Consider the following 25925-nt stretch of genomic DNA (forward strand, 5'->3'; position numbering starts at 1 on the left):
TTAAAATATGATAAAACGTAAACGCTGAAACTAAAAACAGCTGTACTAACCAGTATTCAACGTAAACTTAAAAATAGCCAGTAGAAATCTAGTCATTTGGCTACTTTTTCACAAAAGTAAACGTGATGTGTAAGATAAATAACCTAAAGCAAAAAGATAAAGCGCTAAACCTAAAAACATGGAACGTGTGATAGTCTGTTAATTATTAATTTGTCTCATTTAACCTGCGCATACCCTACAATGACTGTCCTTTTTAAATTTTATGTTGTGTTGACTCAGATGTCTGCCATCCCAATTGAGCAGTTGACCTGATAAGGGATTAACGCCTAGTCCTAGATATTGCAACGCAAGATTGGCTTGCATATTGCCCATCACCGTTGTGGTACTAGCGAGCACACCCGAGTTGGCACAGTTTTGCGCGGTGCTATTATTCGATAACGTCTCACCAAACACGCAGTAATAGCATCCCGTGTCTTTGTACGGCTCATACAGAGCAAGCTGCCCTGTCATAGCAATCGCTGAGGCCGAGAGCAGTGGCAAACGCTGTGTTACGCTAATCTCATTTAGCAGCTCACGAATAGCAAAATTGTCAGTGCAATCAAGCAGTAAAATATTTGAGTGATTATCGATATTAGCAGAGGATAAGAGGGTTTTTTTCTGCGCTATAAAGGCAAACAAATTGTCTGTTGATTGCGCATTTATACGCTCGGTACTATAGCTCACCTCAATCAAAGGGTTAATCTGCTGTAGTGCCTGACAAGCGGTCTTGGCCTTATTATGTCCGATATCCTTGGCAGTAAATAACGTTTGCCGCTGTAAATTGCTCATCTCGATCACATCATCATCAATCAGATGGATATGACCAACCCCTGCCCGCGCTAAGGTCTCAGATGCCGGACACCCCAAGCCGCCTGCACCAACGATGATTGCCGTACTGTACTTGAGACGTAGCTGAGCACTGATATCCCAACCACTGAGTAACACTTGACGGGCGTAACGCATGAGTTCATTATCAGTTAGCATAAGCTCTGCTGACGTTGTCTCTAGCACTGTCTGCGGCATTATTCGCTGCGTTAAATCTGACATTGAACTCTCTTTATTCTAAGGTACATAGGACATTGTACAATAGGCGTAGCAGTTTATGATTGATATTAGTATGCGCTTTTATTGTGATAATGCCTGAATAGTTAAATAAACGCTTGCAAAGTCGCTAAAACTTGCTAAAATGCTCATCCTAAATAGGCGTATAGCTCAGTTGGTTAGAGCGCTACCTTGACATGGTAGAGGTCAGCAGTTCGAATCTGCTTATGCCTACCAAATTTTAGAAGGCCCCAGTTTAACGACTGGGGCTTTTTTTCGTCTGTTATATATGGGCTGTGGGGGAAAATTCTTGCTTACATCGACTCATAGTCATGATTACGCAATCAGATTTAAATTATTTAAAAATATGACGGTGACCAGCGTTAAAAAACTATTAAAATTAAACCTCTATTTTCGACCTTTACTGTAAACTTATTAAAAAATACAAACGTGCTGGCCTCGCAGCTAGCATCGACGCTATAGCATTATAATAAGGAGAATTATTCTTGTCTTGCAAAGCGAAATCGATCATTAATCGACTTTTGACGCTTCTCAGGTTTAATGCATCCAGGCTACATAGTGCAATGGGTGATGTCTCACCTTTTGACTATGAAAAGCGGTATGATAGTCATTTAACCCTGTCAGGCATCGCTGCCTGTCTCAGGCTCTGCTATAGTCGGGGCGCCTCTTTGCAACATTTGATTAGCCTGCGCAGCAGCGCTGTTGGCTTGCGCCAATCAGAAAGCCTCACGCGATCGTTAGCTCACTAGAACAATACCCTTAGGGAGTTCAAACATGATCCTCAAACTTGATGTCAAACTCCATTATCGGCTCGCCGCGCCGATGGACCTTTTGCTTCAGATCGAAGCCGCTGATCTTGTGGATCAGCAGGTACGTTCGGTCGAGATTTGGACATCAGACGTTGCGCATTTTTCACGAGTTGGCGCCGATGATGGCATAGGAGAGCGGATTTGGATCCGTGCTGACGGGGATTTTAGCTGCACTTACCTCGCAGAAATTGCCATTGACCGTCCTGCTTTGGATATATCAGCACTACACCAAGTGCCCCTCCATCGTTTGCCCGGAGAGACGATCAAGCATTTGATGCCGTCGCGCTATTGCCCGTCAGACCAGTTCCAAGCCTTTGTGGACGCTGAGTTCGGTGATCTTGCTGGCGGCGCACGGATTGCCGCGATGCGCAATTGGATCGAATCAAATTTTAGCTATGTGTCCGGATCGAGCCATGCACAAACTACCGCGCTCGATAGCTTTGTTCAACGTCAGGGCGTATGCCGCGATTTTGCGCATGTTCTTGTGACCCTAGCGCGCGCGTCGTCGATACCCGCTAGGTTCGCGAGCGTTTATGCGCCCGATGTGAAGCCGCAAGACTTTCATGCCGTGGCTGAGGTCTATCTTGAGGGGGGCTGGCACCTCATTGATCCAACTGGCATGGCAGGTGCCGACACGATGGCACGCATCGGTGTTGGAGCTGACGCGTCCAGCGTCGCATTCTTAACCGCGTTCGGATCCATGGATTTGGTCAACCAATCGGTATCTGTGACCAGACAGTCTTAGGGTTTTGACCCTAGAGGTGCAGGCCTGCGTTTAAGACCTCTGCCATTTAGTCCAGCCCAATCTTAAGAGCTTTAATCCTAAGCTGAGGTTTTTTTATCCGTAAGACATAGGCTACTTGTATAACGTATGCAAGATTATGGTATAGCCCATAATAAACTAAAATAAGTGTAGAACTGGTTTTAGGGTTTGCTATATAGTAGATTCACTCTAAAAATGATATAGCGCTGCTGCGATGCTAATTTTTAAAACATAGGTTACGCAGCATCGAAAGATAACAACACGCAATTAAAATGTATATCAATAGCGCGTTTAAATTTATGACAATTTTACTTTGAATTGACTATAGTTAGATTTAGAAATCACTACTTTATTCTTAGGAATTCATCATGACTTATAAAAATGTAACTGTCGCAGGAAGCGGCGTTTTAGGCTATCAAATCGCCTTTCAGGCCGCTTATCATGGTTTTAATGTCACCGTCTATGATATCAATGATGAGGTCTTGGAGCATGCAAAGTCAAAGTTTGAGTGGATGTGCAAAGCCTTTAAAAAAGATATGAGAGCGACGCAAGAGCAGTTGGATACAGCGTTTAATAATTTAAGCTACACCTGTGATCTCGCAGAATCAGTCAAAGACGCTGACTTATTGATTGAAGCCATTCCTGAGATTCCAGAGATCAAAATCGAATTTTATAAAAAACTGGCTAAACTTGCCCCGCAAAAAACAATTTTTGCCACCAATACCTCTACCCTACTCCCAAGTCAGTTCGCTGAATCAACGGGGCGACCTGCACAGTTTTTGGCTCTACATTTCGCTAATAAAATTTGGATGCATAATGTCGCTGAAATTATGGGACATCCTGGAACCGACCCTAAAGTATTTGATGAGGTAGTGGCGTTTGCCACCAATATCGGTATGGTGCCAATGCCGCTGTATAAAGAGCAACCCGGCTACATTATGAATAGTTTATTGGCGCCTTTTATCGATGCAGGCTTGCAACTACTCGCCAAAGAAGTTGCTGATCCGCATACCATAGATAAGACTTGGATGATAGTGACAGGTGCGCCTGTAGGGCCGTTTGGTATCTTGGATACTATAGGGATTAATACGGCATACAACATTACTAAAATGACTGCTGAAAAGACGCAGAGCCCTGTAAGGTTTAAAGCGGTCAAGTATCTAAAAGAGCAGCTGATTGATCAAAATAAATTAGGCGCTGCAACTGGTGAAGGGTTTTATACCTATCCCAATCCTGCTTATATGAATCCTGACTTTTTAAAGTAAACGCTCACTTTAACGATGTTGAGTGTCCTTAAAACGCTCAAAACATCTGAAACTTCCTTTTACTATCGAATACAAAAAAAGTCGCTACTGCTAGTATTAACACAGCAGTAGCGACTTTTTTTGTTTCATAATTATAAATACAAACAACGAGTCTGGCGCAACGATACCTCTATGTCACTATATTTTAGAAGCTTGCCTTAAGACCCCCTTTTCCTTTGCTTTCTTAACTTCATCGCTTGTAGCTCATTTTGTTCAATCTCCAGCGGTGTAAGCCCTTTGGCTTTTGCTTTTAGGTAGCTTAGATAAGCAGGAATATGCGTTTTGCCCATATACTTGTCTAGATAAGGTAAGAACCCTGCGTAGTTGCCTTTAAATTTGGCATGATGAAAATCGTGATACACAGGTCCTTCGTAGACGGGTAATAGATGCGCAGGATTCCACGGAATATCATAGCCGATATGACCGTCCGCGCCTTCTACCTGACGTAAGATGACCCATAGCCACACTACATAAATGTGCGCGCCCAAGAGAATCGGACCGACTAAGGTAAGCGTTGCTGTAAGCGAATACTCGACCCAGTGCATGTAATTGCCATTGATGCCGCAGGTGTTGTGAATGCGATGATGCACGCTATGAATATGCTTGAGCAGCCACTTATTCTCATGCATATAGCGATGCATCCAGTAGTATAAGAAATCATCGAGCAGCACAAAAAACACCAGTTGGGCGATGATAAAATACCAAGCAGGCAACTCGCCATTATGCACGCCAGTGAGCTTGAGTAGTGGCCAAACGAGAATTAATAATGACGCCAAAATGATATTATTGATGACAATACGACCGATAGAGGGTAACAGAAACTTTTTCATCTCAAACGGTTTGGATTGGATTTTATATTTGCGAAGGGAGATAGGATCACGCCAAGCGATAATCGTCCATGGAATCGCTACTAACAAAAATGCGCCCATACTAATAGCAAGCGTCGCCATCGGGAATTGCCAAAACCAAGGATCTTTATAGAACCCTTGCCAATATGAAAACACATCCATAGGTTATCCATTACCTTAAATACTGTTTTTGTTTTCGAAGTTTACAGATATAGCCAGTTTAAGATAAAAACGATACAGCGAGATTAAAATATTTTTTTGTAGCATCTGTCGGCATAGGCACAGCACGCAAGAAAAAATTTTTCAGCCTCGCGCTATAATGCGACGTATCTGTTTAATTGAGTATCGACTATACAAACGAGGTTTTGATCATAAGCGATTACTCGCCAATGCTGCTTCTAAACGTCAAATAAGCTGCACTGATAGCTGCGCTATCTTCAATCTGCGGATAGTGACCCAGCTCTGCCATTACCGTGATGTCAGCGTTAGGAATCAACTCACGATAGCGGTTGACCATGTGCTGACCTGAGATCGGGTCTTTGGCGCCAGCGATCAGCTTGACAGGTACGCGGCTATTGATAATCGCTCCGACCCAGCGCTCACGGTAGCGCTTTCGCTGCGGAATATAATTAATGAGTTTGTGCATCACCGACAGACCATCATTGTGCACGAGCAACTGCCATAGCACGTCAATGACCTCAGGGGTTGGCGGGGTTTTGGGTCCAAATATGCGCTGCAAGTTCGTCGCAAATTTTGCCTTAGTAAAGAGCTTGGATACCAAAGATCCGAGTGGTGATAGCAATAGTCTCTGTATCAAAATCGGCCTATAGGTCTCGGGGAACAGCCCACCATTTAAGAAGCAGACGCTCGCGATATGCAAATCACAACTCACATCCACCTGTCTTGCTAGCAGCTCTTGCGCTACGGTATCGCCGTAATCATGCGCCAAGATATGATAGTTATCGACACCCAATTGACGCAAAAACGCCTCAAAGATATCAGCCTGTTCACTGATGAGATATTTAGCGTTTTTGGGTTTATCTGACAGCCCAAAACCCAGCATATCGAGAGTAATCACATGATAGTGCTCAGTCAGCGCCTCCCACATGCCCTCCCAGTCCCAACTGGCACTCGGATAGCCATGAATGAGCAGTAGCGCTGGCGCATCTTTATCACCACCTTGGCGCGTAAATATTCGCTGACCATTGATTGACTCAAACTGTCCCTGCTGCTGCCAATCATTGACTGTCATCATAGGATTACTCCTCAAATGAAGGATCAATACGGCGCAGCTTACGTAGTAGTGCAGGCCATGCAATATCGCCACCCGCGCCTTTGGTGACCTCTTTTGACGCCGCTTGAATACCTGCCAATATCTGCGGCGGTATATGGGTGAGTTTATTGCCGCCACTCTGGGCTTTGATTTGTACCTCGCACGCTCTTTGGGTGATATACATAAACAAGAACGCATCGGCGACGCTGCTACCACAGGTGAGCAAGCCATGATTACGCAAAATCATAAAATTAGCATCGCCTAAATCATCCACTAAACGCACCTTTTCCTCAGGATTTAGAGCAACTCCCTCGTAGTCGTGATAGGCCAGATTAGATAACGGAAATAGCGATTGCTGCGACAACGGCAGCAGGCCATCTGTCTGCGCGGATACTGCAACGCCATCACTGGTATGCAAATGCACCACGCAATGAGCGTCATGACGAGCATTATGGACCGCGCTATGGATAGTGAAGCCTGCTGGATTGATATCGTAGTCTGAATGTGCGACTTTCTCGCCTGCTTGATTGACTTTGACGAGGTTGGAAGCAGTAATCTCTTCGAATAATAGTCCGTAAGGATTGATCAAAAACTCGTCTTCGGTATCGGGCACGCGCGCTGAGATATGAGTGAAGACCAAATCATCCCAGCCGTACATAGCGATGAGTCGATAACAGGCAGCAAGGTCGACTCGCATTTGCCATTCTGACTCGCTGACTTGATCTTTGATGCTGGCTTTTATATTTGTCTCGTTTTGCATGGTGTCGTCCTTGACGGTTTTAGTCTTGTTGTTAAAGATAGTGTATTTCAAACTTATACCTTAAATAGAATAAAGGCAATGACGTTCTGCGTATGAAGCGGTCAACTCTTTTTGTGATAGGCGAATAAAGTCAGTTGTTTTTCGAGTGTTTAGGATGATTTACTAACAGCTGTCTATTGATTGCTAATGCTCACTTTTTTAGCAAATATGAAACCCCCTAGCAATAGAAGAGAGTTATAAAAAAATGCAAAACCTAGCTACTAAGTTCTTGAAAAACAATGTATAACTGGCTCATAGAGTTTTACTTGTTATATAAAGTATGGACTGCTCTCAAATTTAGATTTCAAAGCTTACAAAGGAATGTAGCTTCATGAGCGCTCACTGTCTCGCCCAAAAGACATCTCACCTCTTTGCCTTTTTGATACTGCCTATAGTGATAATGAGCGCAGCGCAAACCAGTCACGCTGCCAGTTACGTCATCAACCCTGCCAATACCAATGTACGCTTCGCTATTGATCGTTTTAAAACCAATACTACAACGGGCGGGTTTTATAATGTTAAAGGTCAGTTGCAATATGATTCCAGCGCCATGACTGGCGACATCTCATTAGTTATTCCTATCAAATCACTCAATACTGGCAATCAAGCTTTTAATAGTAAGCTAGTAGGGCCTGACTTTTTTGATGCGCAAAACTTTCCTTTGGCTCAGTTTAAATCGACTCGCTGGTATTTTAATCAAACAGAGGTGGCGCGTGTCGATGGCAACTTAACCTTGCACGGTCAGACGCACCCTATTAGCCTAAAGGCCACTGAGTTTACCTGTAGTATGAATACCACTTTGAGCCGTGAGATTTGCGCTGGTAATTTTACCGCGACCATAGATAGAACCAAATGGAATATAGATAAATATGCTTGGTTTGGACTCACCAAAAATTTAAATCTAAATATCAAAGTAGAAGCGGCTAGAAAGTAACTAAAAATTGGCTACTAGGTTAGAATAGTTTTGGTCAGAGTGAATAATAAGGATATTATGAAGCCTCTTTTTATAATAATGGCGGCACTGGTTGCACCTTTGGTTGCCAATGCAGCTATAGCAGACAGTATAAGTGTCCAAAAGACCTTGCCGCCTAGGATAAGTCTGCCCCACGTCAGCCCAGTCAATAGCGATCTAGCCAATCGCGGCGCTTATGTGGCGCGTACTGCTGATTGCATGGCGTGTCACCGTGAGGACTATAGCGGCGGCGTTGCTATCGAGACGCCTATTGGCAATATCTACTCAACCAATATTACCTCGTCCAAGACTTATGGTATCGGTAATTACACCGAAGCTGATCTGGCAAAAGCATTGCGTAAAGGTCGCGCGCCTAATCACCAAATTTATCCTGCTATGCCCTATCCTTCTTATCATGGTATGAGCAATGCTGATATCAGCGCCTTGTTTGCTTACTTTCAAACTGTGCCGCCAGTAGAAAAAGCGCCTGACAAAACCACTCACTTGCCTTTTCCGTTAAATATACGCAGTCTGATGCTCGCGTGGAATGTCATCAATGTGCCCTCAACCGAGAACCGCGTAGGTCTGACGCCTGTAGAGCAGCGCGGTGAATATCTAGTCAATAATCTAGAGCATTGCGGTACTTGTCACACCCCGCGTAATCTCACTCAAGGTCTAGATAAAGATCGCTATCTCTCTGGCGCGCCGCTCGGTAAGTGGTTTGCGCCTAACATCACCCCTGATAACGATACGGGTATTGGACGCTGGAGCGAGCTCGATATCATCACCTATCTACGTACAGGCAAGCTTGATAAACGAGCTTATGCGGGCGGTCCAATGGCAGAAGCGGTCGCTCATAGCACCCGTTATTTGACGGATGACGATTTGATAGCGATGGCGAATTATCTAAAAGTCATCCCTGCTATCAAGACCGATGACTACCTAATACCCGTCAACATCGCTCGTTTGCCCACGCCTATTAGCGACTCTATTACCTATGACTTGTTAGAACAAGAAGACTATCTAGCCAAAGCTAAGACGACCCCTACTATTAGTACTAGCACTATCAATAACAGCAATTCGCCAAAGGGCTTGTACCTGACTCATTGTGCCAGCTGTCATGGTGTCGATGGCTATGCGCAGCCCGATGCACGCTATGCCGCTATCGTCGGTCTGAGTAGCATTCGCCGCGCCAAACCTGATGCGCTGATTGGCGTTATCGCCTTTGGGGCAAAAGGCGCGTTCAATACCGCTCCCAAAATGCCAGGGTTCAAAGAAGATTTAAGCCACGCGCAAATAGCGAGCATCAGCAACTATGTGCGCGTTACCTTTGGCGGCTTACCAAGCAGTGATGTCAGTGCGGCTGAAGTCAAACGCGTCATTAAAAATAAAAGCTAAATTGTTAAATAAAAAAAGTCGCTGATTATAAATTTGCTTGAGTGACTATTATAAATACTGAGTACGATAAGGATAATAAGATGAATGATTTGCTGCCCTCTCCTACGCGCAGGCAACTGCTCGCGATGATAGGTAAGACTGCGGGCGCGGCGGCTATGTATCAGGCGATGACGACTTTAGGTTTCGCATCAGAGTCTAGCTTTAAACAAGAGATGACTTTAAAAGGCGCACCTGCTGGTGCTAGCATTGTCATCCTTGGTGCAGGTTTGGCGGGTCTTACAGCAGCCTATGAGTTACGCAAAGCAGGCTATAAAGTCACGGTTCTTGAATACCAAAACCGCGGTGGCGGACGTAGCTGGACCTTAAATAGCGGCGATAAATATACCGAGCTTGGCGGCGAGCAAGTCACTTGCAACTTTCAAAAAGGCAATTACTTTAACGGTGGGCCGTGGCGACTGCCTATTCATCACTACGCCGTTTTTCATTATTGCAAAAAATTCAATGTCGCTTTGCAACCCTTTATCCAAACCAATGATCGTGCTTATTTGCATCGTACCAATCATTTTAATGGTGCACCCCAGCGTTTAGGCGATGTGCAAAACGATATTCGCGGTTATGTCTCCGAGCTATTATCCAAAGCGATGAACAAAGGCAGCTTGGATGATGCGGTCACTACAGAAGATAAAGAAAAGCTACTCGTCGGACTCAAAGGCTGGGGCGTGCTCGACAATAATTATCGTTATGTCAAAAGTCATGACACCAGCAAGCATCGCGGCTATAGCGTCTATCCAGGCGGCGGTTTGATGCCTGACGCGCAGCCATCGACGCCGATACCAAGGGATAAACTTCTCAATTCAGAGATGTGGGCCGATATCTATAACAATTACACGGTACACGTGCATCAGCCTGCGATGTTTCAGCCCGTAGGCGGTATGGGCAAAATTGGCGACGCCTTTACCCGCGAGTGCCGCGATATGATTACTTTCAATGCCAAAGTGACCAAGATTAATCAGGATGAGACGGGCGTGACTGTTGATTATATCAATACTGACAACCCTGAAGGTATGGGCAAAAGCGTTCGAGCCGATTGGTGTATTTGTACGATTCCACTGTCTATATTGACCCAAATTGACATCAATGTCTCAGAGCCGATGAAGCAAGCAATGGCAGCGGTGCCTTATGACAGCTCCTATAAAGTCGGTTTGGAATTTAAGCGGCGCTTTTGGGAGGAGGATGAGTGGATCTACGGCGGTATTACTTATACCGACTTGCCGATAACCCAAATCTCCTACCCCTCGCAAGATCTGTTTAGTTCAGGATCTGGCGTGCTCCTTGGCGCTTACGGTTTTGGCGAGGCGTCTTATAAGTTCAACTCACTTACGCCAAAAGAGCGCATCAGCGCAGCGCTCGAGTATGGCAAACGCATTCATCCGCAGTACACTAAAGAGTTTCGCGCGGGCACTTCAGTAGCATGGCACCGTATTCCGTGGTCGCTTGGCTGCTACGGCATTTGGAGTGAATCAAGCCGCGAGCAATATTACGACACCCTATGCGCTATTGACCACCGCATTGTATTGGCAGGTGAGCACTGCTCACACATTCCCGCTTGGCAAGAAGGCGCGATATTATCAGGGATGGATTCGGCAAACCGCTTACATCAAAAGGCAAAAAAACTCGGTTAATAGTGAAGTCATTAATCTTTGGTAAATAGCGACGAACACAAAGGCGATATTAAACATGACAAAAGCAAAACCTACTCGGATAAAGGGTCATAAATCCTATCGTTTGCCCATTCTATTGATAATGTGCGGCAGCGCTTTTTTATCAGGATGTAGCCAATACCATAAACAAAGCGCCCCTACTATTGCCAGTTTACAAACGCCAATAGTTTCTAGCGACAATTTTAGCAATCAAGCCAGCCGCAACAACGGTGCGTGGGGCGCAGTCTACATGTCCAAAGACGAGCTAACCCGCCCGCCTATGAATATCGTCGATGTCAGCTCAATTCCTAAGATGAGTAATGATGCGGGTTTGCAAAAGTGGCTCGTCAAATTTGAAGGTAGCACACAAGGTAAAAAGGGATTTTTTACTACGAACGGCAAAAAGCTATATGATGACTCGTGCGCGGGCTGCCATATGGTAGATGGTAAAGGCGCACAGGGCGCGGGCTACTATCCGCCGCTTGCCGATAACAGCAAGATGGAATCTAAATACTATATTATCAGCGTTACGATGAATGGATTGCGCGGTATGCCCGCCTTTCATAGCATGATGGATGATGAGCAAATAGCCGCAGTGACGCAGTATGTGCACAGCGAATTAAATCCTTATACTGATAAAGTAACTGCTGCCAATGTCGCCCAACTACGCCACGAGTTTGCGCCAGGGCCTGATCCGAGTGAGTAGCTGTAACGATAATGACAGTAATAATAGATTTACGACCATTCCTTCCCTTATCAGCTGAGCAGTAACGCTACCCTAACCTCAAAGGTATCTTCATTGATATTGATATCAACTTTGCCTTTGTGCGCCTGCGCAATTGCTTGCACGATGGATAATCCTAGCCCTGAGCCTGAGTGATCGCTGCTGGTTTTGTCATGACGATAAAAGCGCTCAAAGAGTTTATTGGCATCGGTCTGCGTCAAAGCATGCGTCAAGCGATTGCTAACAGTTATAGTAAGGGAGGTAGGCGTCAGCTTTGATGCTTTAATACCAATGACGCTATCACTTGCCGCGTAATAGATGGCATTGGATATTAGGTTAGCAAATAGTCTTTGAAGCAAGCCTGCGTCCCCCAGTACCGACGCAAATACGCCAGACTTCTCAAAGGTAATCCTGCGATCCTCGGCGATCAATTCATAATACTCTATCAGCTTGGTCATCAAATCTTCGGTGTCAACGGGACTCAGTTGTGAGTCCTTTAGACCTTTTTGGGTCTTGGCGAGCAATAGCATATTGTTAATCAGACTCGATAGCTGCTCGAGGGTATCGTGCTGATGATGAAGCTGCTCAATGTATTCCTCGCTTGCTCTAGGTTTACTCAGCATGACCTGAGTCTGAGTACTCAAAGTAGCAAGCGGCGTACGCAGTTCGTGGGCGATATTGTCGGAGAACCTTGATAACGAGTCAAAATTACTCTCAAGCTTTGCCAGCATCAGGTTATACGACTGGGCTAATGGACGCAGCTCTAGCGGCATATCGCTGACCGTCAACCGCTCATCCAAGCGCTCAGGATTGATGCCTTTCATCTTTTGCACGATAGTCGCTAATGGCGCAAAGCCCCAGTAGACGCTAAGCGCAGCAATAGAGACCAGTAGCAAAGTAATCGCAAGCAAAATCAGACTTAGCTGACGATTGAACTGTACTAGATACTGATGATGTACATCAATGGGTAAGGCAATAAAAGCGAGCACCTCGTTATCTTTGATAATCAAAGCGCGATAACGCCTGTCGTTTATCTCTATGACGAACTGCTGCTCACGATACTGTTGCCACAGTGACGCAATATTCACCTCAATAGGCAACTCATCGGCAAAACCATTTGGAACGCTTGTTAGCAAACGCCCATTAGCGTCGGTAATGAGGGTCTTTAAATCATAATCTAGCTGCGAGGAATGCAAGTGATCCGCGTCTATCGGCACTGACAAGTTTGCTGTATTCGATACTATTTGTGCGTTTGGCAATGCGTTGGACAGTACGTTTGGCTCTGGCGCGTCGCTTAAGCGTTTGCGTAAATTAAAGGCGGCATGGGTAATAATCTCCGCATCCATCTGCTCAAAGTGACCTTTTACAGAGCGCTGAACCCAGATATAAATGATAACCTGCGAGAGGACAACGAATATCGTTAGCAGCAGTACCGTGCGCCATAACAGCGGCAGACGTCGATTATCAAAAGTACTTTTTACCTTATCAGCCATCATATTAGGCGTCTACTTTAACAGGGGATAACACTTCTAATTTGTAGCCCATACCGCGTACTGTATGAATCAGCTTGGTCTCATAATCATCATCGATCTTGATGCGCAGCCGCCTTATGGCTACATCGATGACGTTGGTGTCGCTATCAAAATTCATATCCCATACTTGTGAGGCAATGACCGAGCGCGGTAGCACCTCACTGCGGCGCTCAAGCAAGAACTGTAACAGAGCAAATTCTTTTGCCGTCAGCTTAATGACGGTGTCACTACGGCTGACGCTGCGTTTGGCGATATCCATTTTCAAATCAGCAATTTGTAACTGAGTATTTTGGTAGTCGGCTTGATTGGCGCGGCGCAGTAGGCTTTTTATACGTACGATGAGTTCAGCAAAAGCAAAGGGCTTGGTCAGATAATCATCACCGCCGATTTCAATCCCCTTTATCTTATCGCTCAGATCGTCTTTTGCGGTCAAGAATAACACCGGCGTGAGCTTGCCTGCCGCGCGGTAACTGCGTACCAGCTCAAAACCGCTGATATCTGGCAACATAACATCCATGATAATAACGCTAAAGTTTTGCGTCATCAAAGCATGGTGACCATCTAGCCCCGTCGTATGATGCTCAACAATGAACCCCGCTTCACTCAAGCCCTTTTTTATATACTCGCCAAGCTTTTGCTCATCTTCTACTAGTAGTACTTTCATAACCATCCTTCACCATAACGTTGGCTGTTTAATGCTCAAGTTAACAAAAATGACAACACTGACTGCTATCTGACAAAGATGTCACGTGCTCGTCATCAGATTGTCAGTCTGCGTTTGCTAATCTATACCCATAGTACATAGCGGCTCATTCCTGATACGAGTAGCGGCTATGCATTATTCTTAACAGCAATTAATTCGGTATTCAATAATCTATTAAAGGTGTTATATGAAAAATTACGGGTCATTCAAAAAAGTACTACTCCTATCCGCTTCTATGTTTATTGGTATGTCAGCAGCTAACGCGCATACGACTACTCTAAGCACCTCCATTATCGATAACTGCGATAACCTCACTACCTTTGCTAGCAATTTAGATCATAACAACGCGCAAATCTCTAATGCCCAAATGAAAAGTTACATTGATGCACGAGTGGCTTGTGCTGTTGAACATGAGGATCAACATCTTCAGTCTGAAAAGTATTTTATAGACAAGTATGGACGCGGTAGTAACTCTAGAGCCCCATCTATGCTAAATGAATATGAGCAAGATTAAAATCAAAACCCAGCAACATGACAATATTGTCATCTTGCTGTCATCTCTTTGTCAGAATAGATCAGCTATGCTTTAAGCTGATCTCATCACCCAAATTTTATTTTTAATAATACATAAGGATTTACCATGTCACTGTTTAAATCAATGCCCAAAGTTAAATCAACACTTAAAGTTAAATCAATGTCTCATCTTATTATTACCGCTACTATCGGTATCGCCGTCTCCACGTCAGCGCTGGCTCACGATCCAAAAATGCATGCGCAAAAGGATCAGATGAATTGCGAAAAGATGGACAAACATATGCAGATGATGGGCAAAATGGATCATAGCAAGATGGATATGAGTGATCCTGCTATGCAAGCGATGATGACTAATATGGGCAAAATGAAGCAGATGTATCAAAAACACTGCGTCAGTAGTGATGATAAAAATAGCATGACATCAAAACCGTAGTTGCGTTTAAACAGTTGCGTTTAAACAGTTGCGTTTGATATGGACATGGCTCTATTTATCTAATGTATTGGTTTTGATATGTCCGTTTTGATAGAGCCGTTTTTATAGATTAAGTGTTTTTATAGAATAAATACAATGTGCTTATCAAGCGATAAAGAGGATCAATAATCGCAAACCTTAGGATTAATGATGAAGTTTTTACTCGGTATGCTCGCGTCCGTTATCATAGCGCTCGTTGCTATTTTTATCGTTGTTAATACGGGTGTGATCAACATCGGTGCCGATCAAGCACACAGTAAGCTGGTCTATACTATATTGGAGACGGCTCGCAGTCGCTCTATCGAGAACGCCAGTCGAGATATCGTCGTCCCAAATTTAGACAAGGTGGAGATGATCAGCTCAGGCGGCGCCGATTACAAAGATATGTGTGCCGGTTGTCATTTATCTCCTGATGCGGCTCAAACTGACCTGAGCGCTGGGTTGTACCCCAAGCCGCCTAACTTTACTGATGCCAAAGTCGTGGCTCACTATCAGACGCAGGCAGGTGCCAGACAAGGGTTTTGGGCGATCAAGCACGGTATTATGGCATCTGGCATGCCAGCATGGGGTGCCACTCACGATGACGATAGAATGTGGGCGATGATGGCTTTTATCAGATCCTTACCTGAGCTAAATGCCAATCAATATACGATGCTGACTACTAGATTCGATGATGAGATGATGGATATGTCGTTTGATAATGATGTTGATGGCGAGATGAATAGCGAGATGATGGATATGTCAGATGATGAGATGCAACACTAACTACCATAAGATGAGAGGTAATGATGACACCCTATAACCGTAAATTATCTGTGAATCCTAGTAAGTGGTTTGGATCGCTGGTCTTGTTGGTCGCAGCGTCAACGTTAATTGCTTGTAGCGAGCCTGATGTAAATGCTACTGACGTGACATCGGCAACTGAGCCATCTACTGTCACCCAATTGGCGCAATCACAGCAGCCAAAAGCTCAGATGATGCCTGTCAGCGCACCCTCAACGAGTCAGTCCAGCATTTTACAAAACGTCTCAGCGACCGTTTATAAAGACGCCAATTGTGGCTGCTGTAAAGAGTGGATAGGTCATGCTGAAGGTCATGGGTTGAGCGCAACCGCGCACGATGTCGATGATTTATCTCTATTTAAAGACCGCTATAGCGTCCCGCAGCAAATGCGCTCTTGTCATACCACTGTCACCACTGACGGTTATGTGTTTGAAGGTCACGTCCCTGCCAAATATATGGCGCAGTTTTTGGCTAAGCCGCCAAGTGGCGCCATTGGTCTTGCGGTACCGAGCATGCCAGTGGGTAGTCCTGGTATGGAATATCAAGATAAATTTATGCCTTATAAAGTTATGCAACTTAACAAGGATGGCTCAACAGCTGTTTATGCTGACATTGACTCTCCTGAGGCGCAGTTATAGCTTTGGTTTAAGTAGTGAATAAGTCTCAGTCTACGCCAAAAAAGGTACTTCTTTGGTAATAAGCTATTAATTATCCAAGTTAAATAAGAGTTAGTAGATTTTTAACAAGATAAATTAGGTCAACATTATGAATAATAATACTTTTAACCGTAGGCGTTTTCTGACAGGGTCATCCACCTTGCTCGGAGCGTCCATGCTATCGACGCTGCCGACAATGGCTAATAGTGCATTGAGCAAAAATCAGAAAGTTGTCGTTAACAGTGATAAACCTGATCATAAATTGCCTATACTTACGGGTAACGAGTTCGACCTATATGTCAGTGAAAAAATGATTACCGTCAATGGTAAATCAAGCATGGCGACGCTTATTAATGACTCACTGCCAGCGCCAACGCTCAAAATGCAAGAGGGTGATACGGTTGTTATCCGCGTCCATAATCAGTTAAATGAGTCGACCTCTATTCACTGGCATGGCTTGCTCGTACCCTATGAGATGGACGGCGTACCCGGCATTAGCTTTGATGGTATTCCTGCAAATAGCACCTTTACTTATACCTTTAAACTCGTGCAATCAGGTACTTATTGGTATCACTCGCATTCAGGCTTTCAAGAGCAAACGGGTATGCGCGGCGCTATTGTCATTGAGCCAAAAGGCGCGGAGCGTTATCCTGTAGCGGAAGATCACGTTATCTTGCTCAGTGATTGGACGCACCGTGATCCGCATAACTTATTGAAACTATTAAAGCAGCGCGCAGACTTTGATAATTATCATCTGCCAGACTTCAAAAAACTGCTGTCTGATATCGCCGCCACGGATTTAGAGGCCGCTTTTGATAAGCGCAAAATGTGGAATCAGATGCGCATGATGCCAACTGACTTTACGGATTTATCTGGCGAGAATACCTTTACTTATCTGATGAATGGTAAAACGACAGCGGCCAACTGGACGCAGCTCATCAAAGCAGGACAGCCCGTTAAATTACGCTTTATCAATGGCTCTGCGCAAACCATATTTGATGTGCGCATACCGGGTCTGAAGATGAAAGTTGTCTCGACCGATGGTAATGATGTATCCCCTGTCGATGTTGATGATTTTCGTATTGGCGTGGCTGAGACTTATGATGTCATCGTCACACCCACTCAGGACGCGCACACGATATTCGCGCAAAACATTGATCGGTCAGGTTTTGTTGCCACTACCCTTGCAACCAAAAAAGGCGCTCGCGCCGCTATTCCAAAGATGGACGGTATCGAATGGCTCACCATGGCCGATATGATGGGTGCTATGGGCAATAAGGGTTATAAAGCAAAACATGCCAGGACCGAGTATGACTTTAAGTCTGATATGCGCGTCGATAGCCCACGTATCAATCTCGATGATCCGGGTATTAATCTACGTGAGATTAATCGTAAAGTTTTGACTTATGATCAGTTACGCTCTGTTGATAATCAGGTACTTGCCGAGCAGCGCAAACCCACTCGAGAGATTGAAATTCATTTAACAGGTAATATGGAGCGCTATATTTGGGCGCTAGATGGCGTCATGTTCAAAGACGCGGCCCCTGTCAATATCAGGCCAGGTGAGCGCGTACGCATTACCTTAGTGAATGACACTATGATGAATCATCCTATGCATTTGCATGGTATGTGGAGCGATCTGCGCACCCCTAATGGCGACTTTCAAGTGCGCAAACATACTATCGTCGTGCAACCTGCGCAAAAGATTAGCTTCGATGTCACAGGAGAAGCGGGACGATGGGCGTGGCATTGCCATCTGCTCTATCACATGGAAGCTGGGATGTTTAGAGAAGTTGCCGTTGTTTAATGAATTGTAGAATATGAGGCTTATTATGAAAAAAGTTAAAAGCAGTCTGCCATTCATTGGAGTGTCATCGCTAGTATTATTAACATCAGCATTGGTATCATCCTTTGCAACGGCTGCTGAAATGGATCACAGCGGCATGGATATGGACCATAGTGGCATGGATATGTCGGGCGATATGTCAGGTATGGATCACAGCAGCATGGATATGTCTGGTATGGATCATAGCACTATGGATCATAGCGGCATGGATATGGGTCATAGTGGCATGGACATGTCAGGCGATATGCCGGATATGGATCACAGCGCAATGGATATGTCGGGCATGGATATGTTAGAAATGGATCATAGTGGCATGGACATGTCAGGCGATATGTCAGATATGGATCATAGTGGCATGTATATGTCGGGCATGGATCATGGCAGTATGGACATGTCAGGGATGCAAGGCGGGGATGCTCCAGCTGATGCTCGCAGCCCTGACTACTCAAACGGCGTTCCTTATGGTCGCTTTGGTAAGCCTGTAATGATGGGTAGCATGCCGTTATGGGGCATATCAGTAGATGATTTGGGTTATCAGTTCAATGACGATCTAATTAACTTTGAGATCGAGGGCTGGTACGGTGATGATAGCACTCGTCTTAGATTGCGTACTGAAGGCAGCGCGCAAACTAAAGACAACAAAGACATCGAGAGCTTGACCTCGCTGGCTTATTGGAAACCGCTTGGTATCTTTTGGAATGGGGAAGCGGGCGTCGCTTATGATACCGAGAATGATAAATCTGCCATTATGGCAGGCGTTGTTGGCACTGCGCCCTACTTCATTGAGACCGATGCTAGGGCTTATCTGTACACCGATGGGCAGGTTCGTCTAGATCTAGGCGCAGAGTACGAGTGGCGATTAGATCAGCATTGGGTGGTAATACCTGAGGTTGAGTTAACAGCATTTAGCAAGGATGATACTGACAATAACATAACCAAAGGCTTTAATGAGCTGGAGACGAATGTTCGGCTCACTTATGAGACATTAAGTCGTCAGCTCGCGCCCTATGTGGGTGTCAGTTATGAGTCTGCCCTAGGTAATGCGCGAGATCTGCGTCGTCAGTCAGATGAAGCCGTTGACTCTAGTAGCGTAACCGCTGGCGTAAAATTTTGGTTTTAATTGGATAGTTACTTTGGAGGTTTGTGATGGATAACGCTAATCAAAAGCAGATGAACCCGTATCTTAAATTCTTTTTGATGATACTCACCTCAACCATCGTCATGTATATCATGATGTACTTTAATACGTATCAATGGGATCACGTTTATTTTAGCGAGACTCGTGCCTATATGGCGCTGTACATGGGCGCGATGATGGCGATTATCATGCTCGCCTTTATGGGCAATATGTACAAAAAAACTAAAGTTAATCTAATGGTTTACGGCTTGAGCGTGGTGTTGTTTGCTTTTGGATTGTGGGGCGTGCGCTCACAACAAACAGTCGATCAGGTCGATTGGATGCAAGCAATGATACCGCATCACTCCATAGCTATCTTGACCAGTACACGCGCTGATATCGACGATCCACGCGTGCGCCAATTGGCTGATGATATTATCGAAGCACAAAAGCGTGAAATTGGTGAGATGCAAGCACTCATTGAAGAGCTTGAATAAAGATAAGTATACCCAAACACAAGCTGGAAAAAAACGCCCATAGATCATTTTATTAATAGGAGCATCGGCGATGAAAACAGCAACTGTTTACCGTATGGTAAAGCCCAATCATGTCTGTCCCTTTGGTCTAAAAGCGCTTGATCTCTTGCAGCGTAAAGGCTATGAGATTGAGGATAAACCCTTAACCAATGATGCTGAGACGCAAGCGGTCAAAGATAAATTCGATGTCACTACCACGCCGCAAATATTTATCGATGGCGCGCGCGTAGGTGGCTATGATGATCTGCAAGCTTTTTTTGGTAAGGATGTTGCTAAAGAGGATGAATTTAGTTATACGCCTGTGATTGCAATATTTGCAACCACAGCTTTGGCTAGTCTCTCACTTACTTGGGGTATAAGCGGTACGCTATTTACTATACAAACGATTATCTGGTTTATTGCCTTGTCAATGATAGTACTTGCCATTCAAAAGCTGCAAGATTTAGAAAGCTTTACCAATCAGTTTTTGGGCTATGATTTGCTAGCGCGCAAAGTGGTGCGTTATGCGTATGTTTATCCCTTTGCTGAGGCATTTGTCGGTATTGCTATGTTTGCAAATGTCGCATGGTTGAGTATTTTAGCAGCTATCGTTGCAATATTTATCGGCGGTATCAATGGTATATCCGTGTTCAAAGCGGTCTATATAGACAAGCGCGAGCTCAAATGCGCCTGCGTGGGTGGTAATTCAAACGTACCGCTTGGCTTTGTCTCTTTGACTGAGAACATCATGATGGTCGGTATGGGCATTTATATGTTGATTCGAGTGTTGTAGTGCTCAGTAGTTATACTACTTAACAAAACCTCTTAACGCTTAAAGCGCCTAATACCACTCGCCACCACCCCAAACAGCTCAAGCGAGCCTTTGACTTCGATATCGGTATAATCCTCATTTAACGAGCGCAAAATAATCGTCTCACCTAATATCAATTGCTTGGCGGCAAAACCATCATCGACTAATGCAATCACGATATCTTTATTGCTCGCGGTCAGTGATCTATCCACCACCAAAATATCGTTGGGATAGATACCGATATCGATCATGCTATCGCCTTCTACTTCGACCAGATACGTCGTCGCCGGATGACGAATGAGCAAAGTATTGAGATCGATACGATTTTGTACGTAGTCGGTCGCTGGACTCGGAAACCCTGCTTTGACCCTATCGCTATAGAGCGATAAAAGGACGGGATTGCCTTCATCTGTCAATTTACCTATTATTTTTACTGTCATAGTTGCGCCTGTTATTTAAAAGCACTAGCCTTTCTTTATTAAGCTAGTGTACTTTTGGGATTTGATTGATATTAGTGGTGTAGCAAGGCGATAGCATCTCGCGACTCATCTGCCACGTTTGTTTGTCCTTGATGCCTTCACTGGCGATAAAGAGCGCTGCTTGCTGCTGACTGTTCTGTCCGTACTTCTTATTAAGCTCATCCATAAGAGTAGTAATTACTTCACTTTTATCTGATATCTGATCGTCTTTTGAATCACTTTTATTAGCGAATAAATCTAGCTGCACCTCATCATGCGGGCACAAATCTAGTAGTATGACGCCAGCTTTGGCATAACGAACGTTTTCTTTATAAATAATTTGGAGCACTTGGCGCGCGGCCAATATCATTACCCGCGTGTCCGCTGTCGGTGTTACAAACTGATATTGACCAGATATCGCAGTATAAGTCTCGGATTGATTAAATGGGCTATTCATAGAAAACACACTGAGATAATGACAAACGCTGTCTTGTTTGCGCAGTTTGCTCGCCGCTTTTGCTACATGGCTACAGATCGATTCGCTGAGCTCATCAAGGCAAGTCACGCGGCGCGAAAAAGAGCGCGAGGAGATGATTTGTTTTTTAGGCTCTATGCTCTCAATGCCGAGACAAGACTGACCATTCAGCTCCAAGCAGGTACGCTCTAATACCACGCCGAAGTGCTGACGAATCTTGCCAGGCTCGCACACCGCCAATTGATGAACCGTATGAATACCCATAGCATTTAACCTCAGCTTGTAGCGCCGACCGACGCCCCATAACTCGCCCACATCTGTAATTTGCATCAAACGGCGTATCCACCTCAAACTCTCAAGCACGCAGATACCATTTGTTGCAGGGTATTTTTTGGCAGCATGATTGGCAAGCTTTGCCATGGTTTTGGTACTGCCGATACCGACGCTGACCGCGATACCGGTATGACTCTCGATAATCATTTTTAGCTTGCTCGCATAGGCCTTTAAATCTTGCATCGCGACGGGATAATCTGCCAAATACAAAAACGCCTCATCGATAGAGTACACCTCAACTGTCGGGCACAAAGTCTCTATCGTCGTCATTACCCGCTGCGACATATCCGCATAAAGCGCATAGTTGGAGCTAAATACCGTCACTTTGTGCTCGTTACAGAACTCTTTGACCTGAAAATATGGCACGCCCATCTTGATACCCAGACGCTTGGCCTCAGGTGAGCGCGCGACTACGCAGCCATCGTTATTCGATAAGACGACGACGGGTTTATCCTTTAAATCAGGGCGAAACAGCTTCTCACAGTTGGCATAAAAGCTGTTGCAATCGACGAGCGCATACATGGCGGACTCTTTGGGTGATAAAAATTTTTGTAAAAAAGATAGAAGAAATGGCTTTGATTGTAAGAAGATAGCAGGGAATTTTTCAAGTCAAAAAATTAATGACACGTCAGTGGTTGTCGTTATATTTTGAATAAAGTCATTTAAAAACGTGATATAAATAATAGTGTTAGGCGTAAAAATTGACGTATACTAAATGCGCACCCTCTTTTAAAGATGATTATGGATAAGTGCTAACCACCACAATAAGGATATGTAAATGTTAGGAAAAATGATGTACCAGCCGCTGCTGATTAGTAGCCTAATTGAGCATGCCGCGCAATATCATGGCGACACGGCGGTCTATTCAAAAGAAGTCGATGGCACCATGACCCAGAGTGATTGGCTGAGCGTCTCAGACAACTCAAAACGTCTGGCGAATGCCTTGGAGGCTTTGGGACTTAAGTCCTCAGACCGCATCGCGACTCTCGCTTGGAACAATCGCCGTCACTTGGAGGCATGGTATGCCATCTCAGGTAGCGGTATGATTTGCCACACTATCAATCCGCGTCTATTCCCCGAGCAGCTCGCCTACATTATTAATGACGCCGAAGATCAGGTACTGTTTTTTGATATTACCTTTTTGCCCCTTATCGCGGCTATCAAAGAGCATATCAAAGGTATTAAGCACTTTATCTTGTTGGGCGATCGCGATGAGAAAGTTTTAGAGCAATTACCTGACGCGCTATTTTTTGATGAGTTATTGGCCGAGAACAATACTAATTTTGACTGGCCGCAGTTCGATGAAAAACAAGCCAGTTCCCTATGCTATACCTCAGGGACGACAGGTAATCCAAAAGGTATCTTGTACTCGCATCGCTCCTCCGTGCTACACGCCATCGCCCTATGTATGCCTGATGTGTCTGCGCTATCAGCGCAAGATGTCCTGCTGCCTGTGGTACCGATGTTCCATGTCAATGCTTGGGGTACGCCTTATGCCGCAGCACTCACAGGTTGCTCACTTATTTTGCCAGGACCGAACCTAGACGGCGATAGTCTGGTCTCTGTGATTGATGACTATAAAGTAACGGTGGCGCTGGGTGTACCGACTATTTGGCAAAGCCTGCTGACCGCTGCTAAGAATAAAGGCAGCAAACTCGATAGTATGACGCGCACTATCGTTGGCGGCGCGGCTTGTCCACCGTCGATTATCAAAACGTTCAGAGAAGACTTCAATTGTGACGCCATCCATGGTTGGGGCATGACAGAAACCAGCCCACTTGGGACGATGAATCAGATTAAAGCCAAGCATAAATCGCTGAGCAAGGAAGAGATCAACGAGCTACGCAAATCGCAAGGTCGCCCGCCTTATGGTGTGCAGATACGTCTGATGGGTACTGAGCAAAAGGATCAGCCCGTAGCCGAGGACGGCGAGGCACAAGGACGCTTGCAAATTCGCGGGCACTGGGTCATCGATGACTATTTCACCCACAAGCCAGATGCGATTACCGAAGACGGCTGGTTTGACACTGGTGATATCGCCACCATTGATGAAGATGGCTATATGAACATCCGCGATCGCTCAAAAGATTTGATTAAGTCAGGCGGTGAATGGATATCCTCAGTCGAGCTTGAAAATATTGCCGCCGGTCATCCAGAGGTAAAAATGGCAGCCGCTATTGCCGCCAATCATAAAGAGTGGGGCGAGCGTCCTGTATTGATTGTGGTTAAAGAAGACGACTCAAGCGTCGATGAGGCGCAGATTTTAGACTTTTATAAAGATAAAGTTGCCAGCTGGCAAATCCCTGATAAGGTTGTCTTTGTCGATAATATTGTGTTGAACGGCGCAGGTAAAATGATGAAAAAGAATCTGCGTGACGAGCATGGTGATGTCTTGCTTGAGCAGTAAGCGTTATCGAATTGCTTTGACATTGCCTTAATAGTTATCTTATTTTTACCTCATAAAAGCCTGCAACGTTGCAGGCTTTTTATTCTTTGAGTGGGCAAAAGTCATAGCTCAAGCCACTGCAACCACAACCGAGTATCCAACTCAAACTGATGATAGTTGGGCTCCATATGACAGCATAATTGGTAAAAGGCCTTGCTGTGCTCTTTTTCTTTAAAATGTGCCAGTTCATGAACCACAATCATCCGTAAAAATTCAGGCGGCGCCTCTTTAAATAAGCTAGCTACGGTAATACCATTGTGTGATTTGAGCTTGTTGCCTTGCACGCGTGACTGATAGGTATGAATGCCTAGCGCGTTTTTGAGGGTACTCAGTTTACTGTCATAGCGTACCTGCGATAAAGTGCCACTTTTACGCATGTATTCGGTTTTTATATCGTTCACATACTGGTAAAGCGCTTTGTCACTTTGAATCTGATGCGTGTCTGGATAGCGCTGCTCGATATACGCGCCTAGTCGACCACTGCTAATGAGCTCGCTAGCTTGCGTTTGAATGTGCTCAGGATAATGAGCAATGTATTTTAAGGGGGTCACTGGTGTTGTCCTTACTTACGCGTGTTGAAACAAAAAAGGTGCCAATCAATGATTAGCACCTTTTTCTTAATTAACTTATATTTTTAAGTTACTGACTGACTGTGACGTCAAGCGTAACACGGCGATTAGGTTGCAAGCAATCGATCTCTTGCTGACGCGGCAGGTTAGTTGAGCACTGTACAATAGGCTGCGACTCCCCTGCTCCCGTTGCCACTATAGTGTTAGGATTGACGCCTTGAGAGACTAAATAGTTCGCAACACTTTGAGCGCGCTGATTAGATAATCTCATGTTATAAGCGGCATCGCCCTTACGATCTGTATGACCTGTGATCATCACTTTGCTATAACCCATCTGTTGTGACTGTCTGAGTTTTTGTGCCAAAGTATCAAGATCACGCTTGCCTTGTGGCATCATATTCTGTGTGCTAGAGCCATCAAACTCAAATAAAGTGTCAGCACTGATAGTCATATTCTCACGGGTAGACTCAACAATGTTCGCTTGCTGGGGTGGACAGTCAGCAGGACTCCAATAAAACTCCTGACCCTTGTACTCTTTATCAAAAATGACTTTGTATTGACAAGTCTTTACTTGTTGATTGTTATCGTAGAAGTTAAGAATATAGTCCCATTCACGAGCTTTATAGCCTTCGCTAAAGTGAGGCGGACCAATAAGCTGGTAGAGCTGCTCTTTGTTCACACCAGGTCTTATCTTAGCTACGTCATCCGCGTCAACGATTCTACCTTCTTTTCGCCAAGCAGTATCCTGCTCTGGAAACACCAAATCACTGGCGCTCACTCGGCCGTCATCGGTCAGATTAGTACTGATACTTCGCGTACATCCCGTTACTGAGAGCAGTAAAACAACGGCTAAAGCGCCGTAGCCATATACAGATTGTTTCATTATCCATTCCTTAATATATTTTATGAGTAGTTTGACGGCATCTATCTAGCCTAGATAAACACCGTCATCAAACAATGAGGTTACATTAAAAATGGAAACCTGCACCAACTGCACCGCCCGC

Annotated in this window: 25 protein-coding genes and 1 tRNA gene; 16 read left to right on the forward strand and 10 right to left on the reverse strand. The window is 44.9% G+C overall.

Translation table 11 applies throughout. The annotated features are described in order from the left end of the window. Positions 1-219 precede the first annotated feature (219 nt). Positions 220-1062, reverse strand: a complete 843-nt coding sequence (locus ACR64J_RS09415) for a HesA/MoeB/ThiF family protein (protein ID WP_435951062.1) — start codon at positions 1060-1062, stop codon at positions 220-222. Between the two features lie 178 nt (positions 1063-1240). Between ACR64J_RS09415 and ACR64J_RS09420 the strand changes: the two genes are divergently transcribed. The 3 genes from ACR64J_RS09420 (at position 1241) to ACR64J_RS09430 (ending at position 3938) form a co-directional block, all read left to right on the forward strand. Next, positions 1241-1317: transfer RNA gene (locus ACR64J_RS09420), tRNA-Val, on the forward strand. Positions 1318-1875: 558 nt separating this feature from the next. After that, a complete protein-coding gene (locus tag ACR64J_RS09425) occupies positions 1876-2655 on the forward strand; it encodes a transglutaminase-like domain-containing protein (protein WP_435949435.1) in 780 nt (259 codons plus the stop codon). Between the two features lie 386 nt (positions 2656-3041). Beyond that, positions 3042-3938 carry a 3-hydroxyacyl-CoA dehydrogenase gene (locus ACR64J_RS09430; RefSeq protein ID WP_317198735.1) on the forward strand — a complete coding sequence of 299 codons (897 nt, stop codon included), beginning with the start codon at positions 3042-3044 and terminating at the stop codon, positions 3936-3938. Positions 3939-4135: 197 nt separating this feature from the next. On the opposite strand, the gene ACR64J_RS09435 is transcribed toward ACR64J_RS09430, so the two are convergent. From ACR64J_RS09435 to ACR64J_RS09445, 3 genes are all read right to left on the reverse strand, one after another. Further along, positions 4136-4987, reverse strand: a complete 852-nt coding sequence (locus ACR64J_RS09435) for a sterol desaturase family protein (RefSeq protein ID WP_435949436.1) — start codon at positions 4985-4987, stop codon at positions 4136-4138. A 217-nt stretch (positions 4988-5204) separates the two neighbouring features. Further along, on the reverse strand, positions 5205-6080 hold the full coding sequence (locus tag ACR64J_RS09440) for an alpha/beta fold hydrolase (RefSeq protein WP_435949437.1): 876 nt from the start codon (positions 6078-6080) through the stop codon (positions 5205-5207). 4 nt (positions 6081-6084) lie between these two features. Next, positions 6085-6858, reverse strand: coding sequence for a class II aldolase/adducin family protein (locus ACR64J_RS09445; protein ID WP_317198738.1), 774 nt, complete (start codon positions 6856-6858; stop codon positions 6085-6087). A gap of 370 nt (positions 6859-7228) precedes the next feature. Between ACR64J_RS09445 and ACR64J_RS09450 the strand changes: the two genes are divergently transcribed. The 4 genes from ACR64J_RS09450 to ACR64J_RS09465 all read left to right on the forward strand — a co-directional run bounded on the left by ACR64J_RS09450 (position 7229) and on the right by ACR64J_RS09465 (position 11653). Next, the gene (locus tag ACR64J_RS09450; protein ID WP_435949438.1) at positions 7229-7831 is read left to right on the forward strand and encodes a YceI family protein; all 603 of its coding nucleotides are present in this window, start codon (positions 7229-7231) and stop codon (positions 7829-7831) included. 57 nt (positions 7832-7888) lie between these two features. Next, positions 7889-9247, forward strand: a complete 1359-nt coding sequence (locus tag ACR64J_RS09455; RefSeq protein WP_435949439.1) for a c-type cytochrome — start codon at positions 7889-7891, stop codon at positions 9245-9247. Between the two features lie 80 nt (positions 9248-9327). Further along, positions 9328-10929 (forward strand): NAD(P)/FAD-dependent oxidoreductase, encoded by a 1602-nt coding sequence (locus ACR64J_RS09460; protein WP_317198742.1) that lies wholly within the window; start codon positions 9328-9330, stop codon positions 10927-10929. A gap of 55 nt (positions 10930-10984) precedes the next feature. Beyond that, positions 10985-11653, forward strand: coding sequence for a c-type cytochrome (locus ACR64J_RS09465; protein WP_435949440.1), 669 nt, complete (start codon positions 10985-10987; stop codon positions 11651-11653). 50 nt (positions 11654-11703) lie between these two features. Here ACR64J_RS09465 and ACR64J_RS09470 read toward each other — a convergent pair whose 3' ends face one another. Then, the gene (locus ACR64J_RS09470; RefSeq protein ID WP_435949441.1) at positions 11704-13167 is read right to left on the reverse strand and encodes an ATP-binding protein; all 1464 of its coding nucleotides are present in this window, start codon (positions 13165-13167) and stop codon (positions 11704-11706) included. 1 nt (position 13168) lies between these two features. Then, positions 13169-13867 (reverse strand): heavy metal response regulator transcription factor, encoded by a 699-nt coding sequence (locus ACR64J_RS09475; protein WP_435949442.1) that lies wholly within the window; start codon positions 13865-13867, stop codon positions 13169-13171. A gap of 226 nt (positions 13868-14093) precedes the next feature. Here ACR64J_RS09475 and ACR64J_RS09480 point away from each other — a divergent pair, with 226 nt between their 5' ends. From ACR64J_RS09480 to ACR64J_RS09515, 8 genes are all read left to right on the forward strand, one after another. After that, entirely contained in the window at positions 14094-14420 is a 327-nt protein-coding gene (locus tag ACR64J_RS09480) for a hypothetical protein (protein WP_435949443.1), read from the forward strand. A 180-nt stretch (positions 14421-14600) separates the two neighbouring features. After that, positions 14601-14873, forward strand: a complete 273-nt coding sequence (locus tag ACR64J_RS09485) for a hypothetical protein (RefSeq protein ID WP_435949444.1) — start codon at positions 14601-14603, stop codon at positions 14871-14873. 186 nt (positions 14874-15059) lie between these two features. Further along, positions 15060-15677, forward strand: a complete 618-nt coding sequence (locus tag ACR64J_RS09490; RefSeq protein ID WP_435949446.1) for a c-type cytochrome — start codon at positions 15060-15062, stop codon at positions 15675-15677. Positions 15678-15700: 23 nt separating this feature from the next. Continuing rightward, entirely contained in the window at positions 15701-16333 is a 633-nt protein-coding gene (locus ACR64J_RS09495) for a DUF411 domain-containing protein (RefSeq protein ID WP_435951063.1), read from the forward strand. A 127-nt stretch (positions 16334-16460) separates the two neighbouring features. Continuing rightward, a complete protein-coding gene (locus tag ACR64J_RS09500) occupies positions 16461-18158 on the forward strand; it encodes a copper resistance system multicopper oxidase (RefSeq protein ID WP_435949448.1) in 1698 nt (565 codons plus the stop codon). A gap of 25 nt (positions 18159-18183) precedes the next feature. Next, the gene (locus tag ACR64J_RS09505) at positions 18184-19317 is read left to right on the forward strand and encodes a copper resistance protein B (protein WP_435949449.1); all 1134 of its coding nucleotides are present in this window, start codon (positions 18184-18186) and stop codon (positions 19315-19317) included. A gap of 26 nt (positions 19318-19343) precedes the next feature. Continuing rightward, complete coding sequence (locus tag ACR64J_RS09510) at positions 19344-19811, forward strand: DUF305 domain-containing protein (RefSeq protein ID WP_435949451.1); 468 nt, start codon at positions 19344-19346, stop codon at positions 19809-19811. Positions 19812-19881: 70 nt separating this feature from the next. Further along, positions 19882-20622 carry a MauE/DoxX family redox-associated membrane protein gene (locus ACR64J_RS09515; RefSeq protein WP_435949453.1) on the forward strand — a complete coding sequence of 247 codons (741 nt, stop codon included), beginning with the start codon at positions 19882-19884 and terminating at the stop codon, positions 20620-20622. A 32-nt stretch (positions 20623-20654) separates the two neighbouring features. Here ACR64J_RS09515 and umuD read toward each other — a convergent pair whose 3' ends face one another. Together umuD and ACR64J_RS09525 are read right to left on the reverse strand one after the other, a co-directional pair. Further along, the gene (umuD, locus tag ACR64J_RS09520) at positions 20655-21080 is read right to left on the reverse strand and encodes a translesion error-prone DNA polymerase V autoproteolytic subunit (RefSeq protein ID WP_435949454.1); all 426 of its coding nucleotides are present in this window, start codon (positions 21078-21080) and stop codon (positions 20655-20657) included. 43 nt (positions 21081-21123) lie between these two features. Next, positions 21124-22428, reverse strand: coding sequence for a Y-family DNA polymerase (locus ACR64J_RS09525; protein WP_435949455.1), 1305 nt, complete (start codon positions 22426-22428; stop codon positions 21124-21126). Between the two features lie 256 nt (positions 22429-22684). Here ACR64J_RS09525 and ACR64J_RS09530 point away from each other — a divergent pair, with 256 nt between their 5' ends. Next, entirely contained in the window at positions 22685-24313 is a 1629-nt protein-coding gene (locus tag ACR64J_RS09530) for a long-chain fatty acid--CoA ligase (protein WP_435949456.1), read from the forward strand. Positions 24314-24414: 101 nt separating this feature from the next. Here the strand turns inward: ACR64J_RS09530 and ACR64J_RS09535 are convergent, their stop codons facing one another. Both ACR64J_RS09535 and ACR64J_RS09540 read right to left on the reverse strand, forming a co-directional pair. After that, on the reverse strand, positions 24415-24903 hold the full coding sequence (locus ACR64J_RS09535) for a M48 metallopeptidase family protein (protein WP_435949457.1): 489 nt from the start codon (positions 24901-24903) through the stop codon (positions 24415-24417). Positions 24904-24991: 88 nt separating this feature from the next. Then, positions 24992-25804, reverse strand: a complete 813-nt coding sequence (locus tag ACR64J_RS09540; RefSeq protein WP_435949458.1) for an OmpA family protein — start codon at positions 25802-25804, stop codon at positions 24992-24994. Positions 25805-25925: the final 121 nt, after the last annotated feature.

This window comes from Psychrobacter sp. DM8, assembly GCF_051307025.1.
Classification (GTDB): domain Bacteria; phylum Pseudomonadota; class Gammaproteobacteria; order Pseudomonadales; family Moraxellaceae; genus Psychrobacter.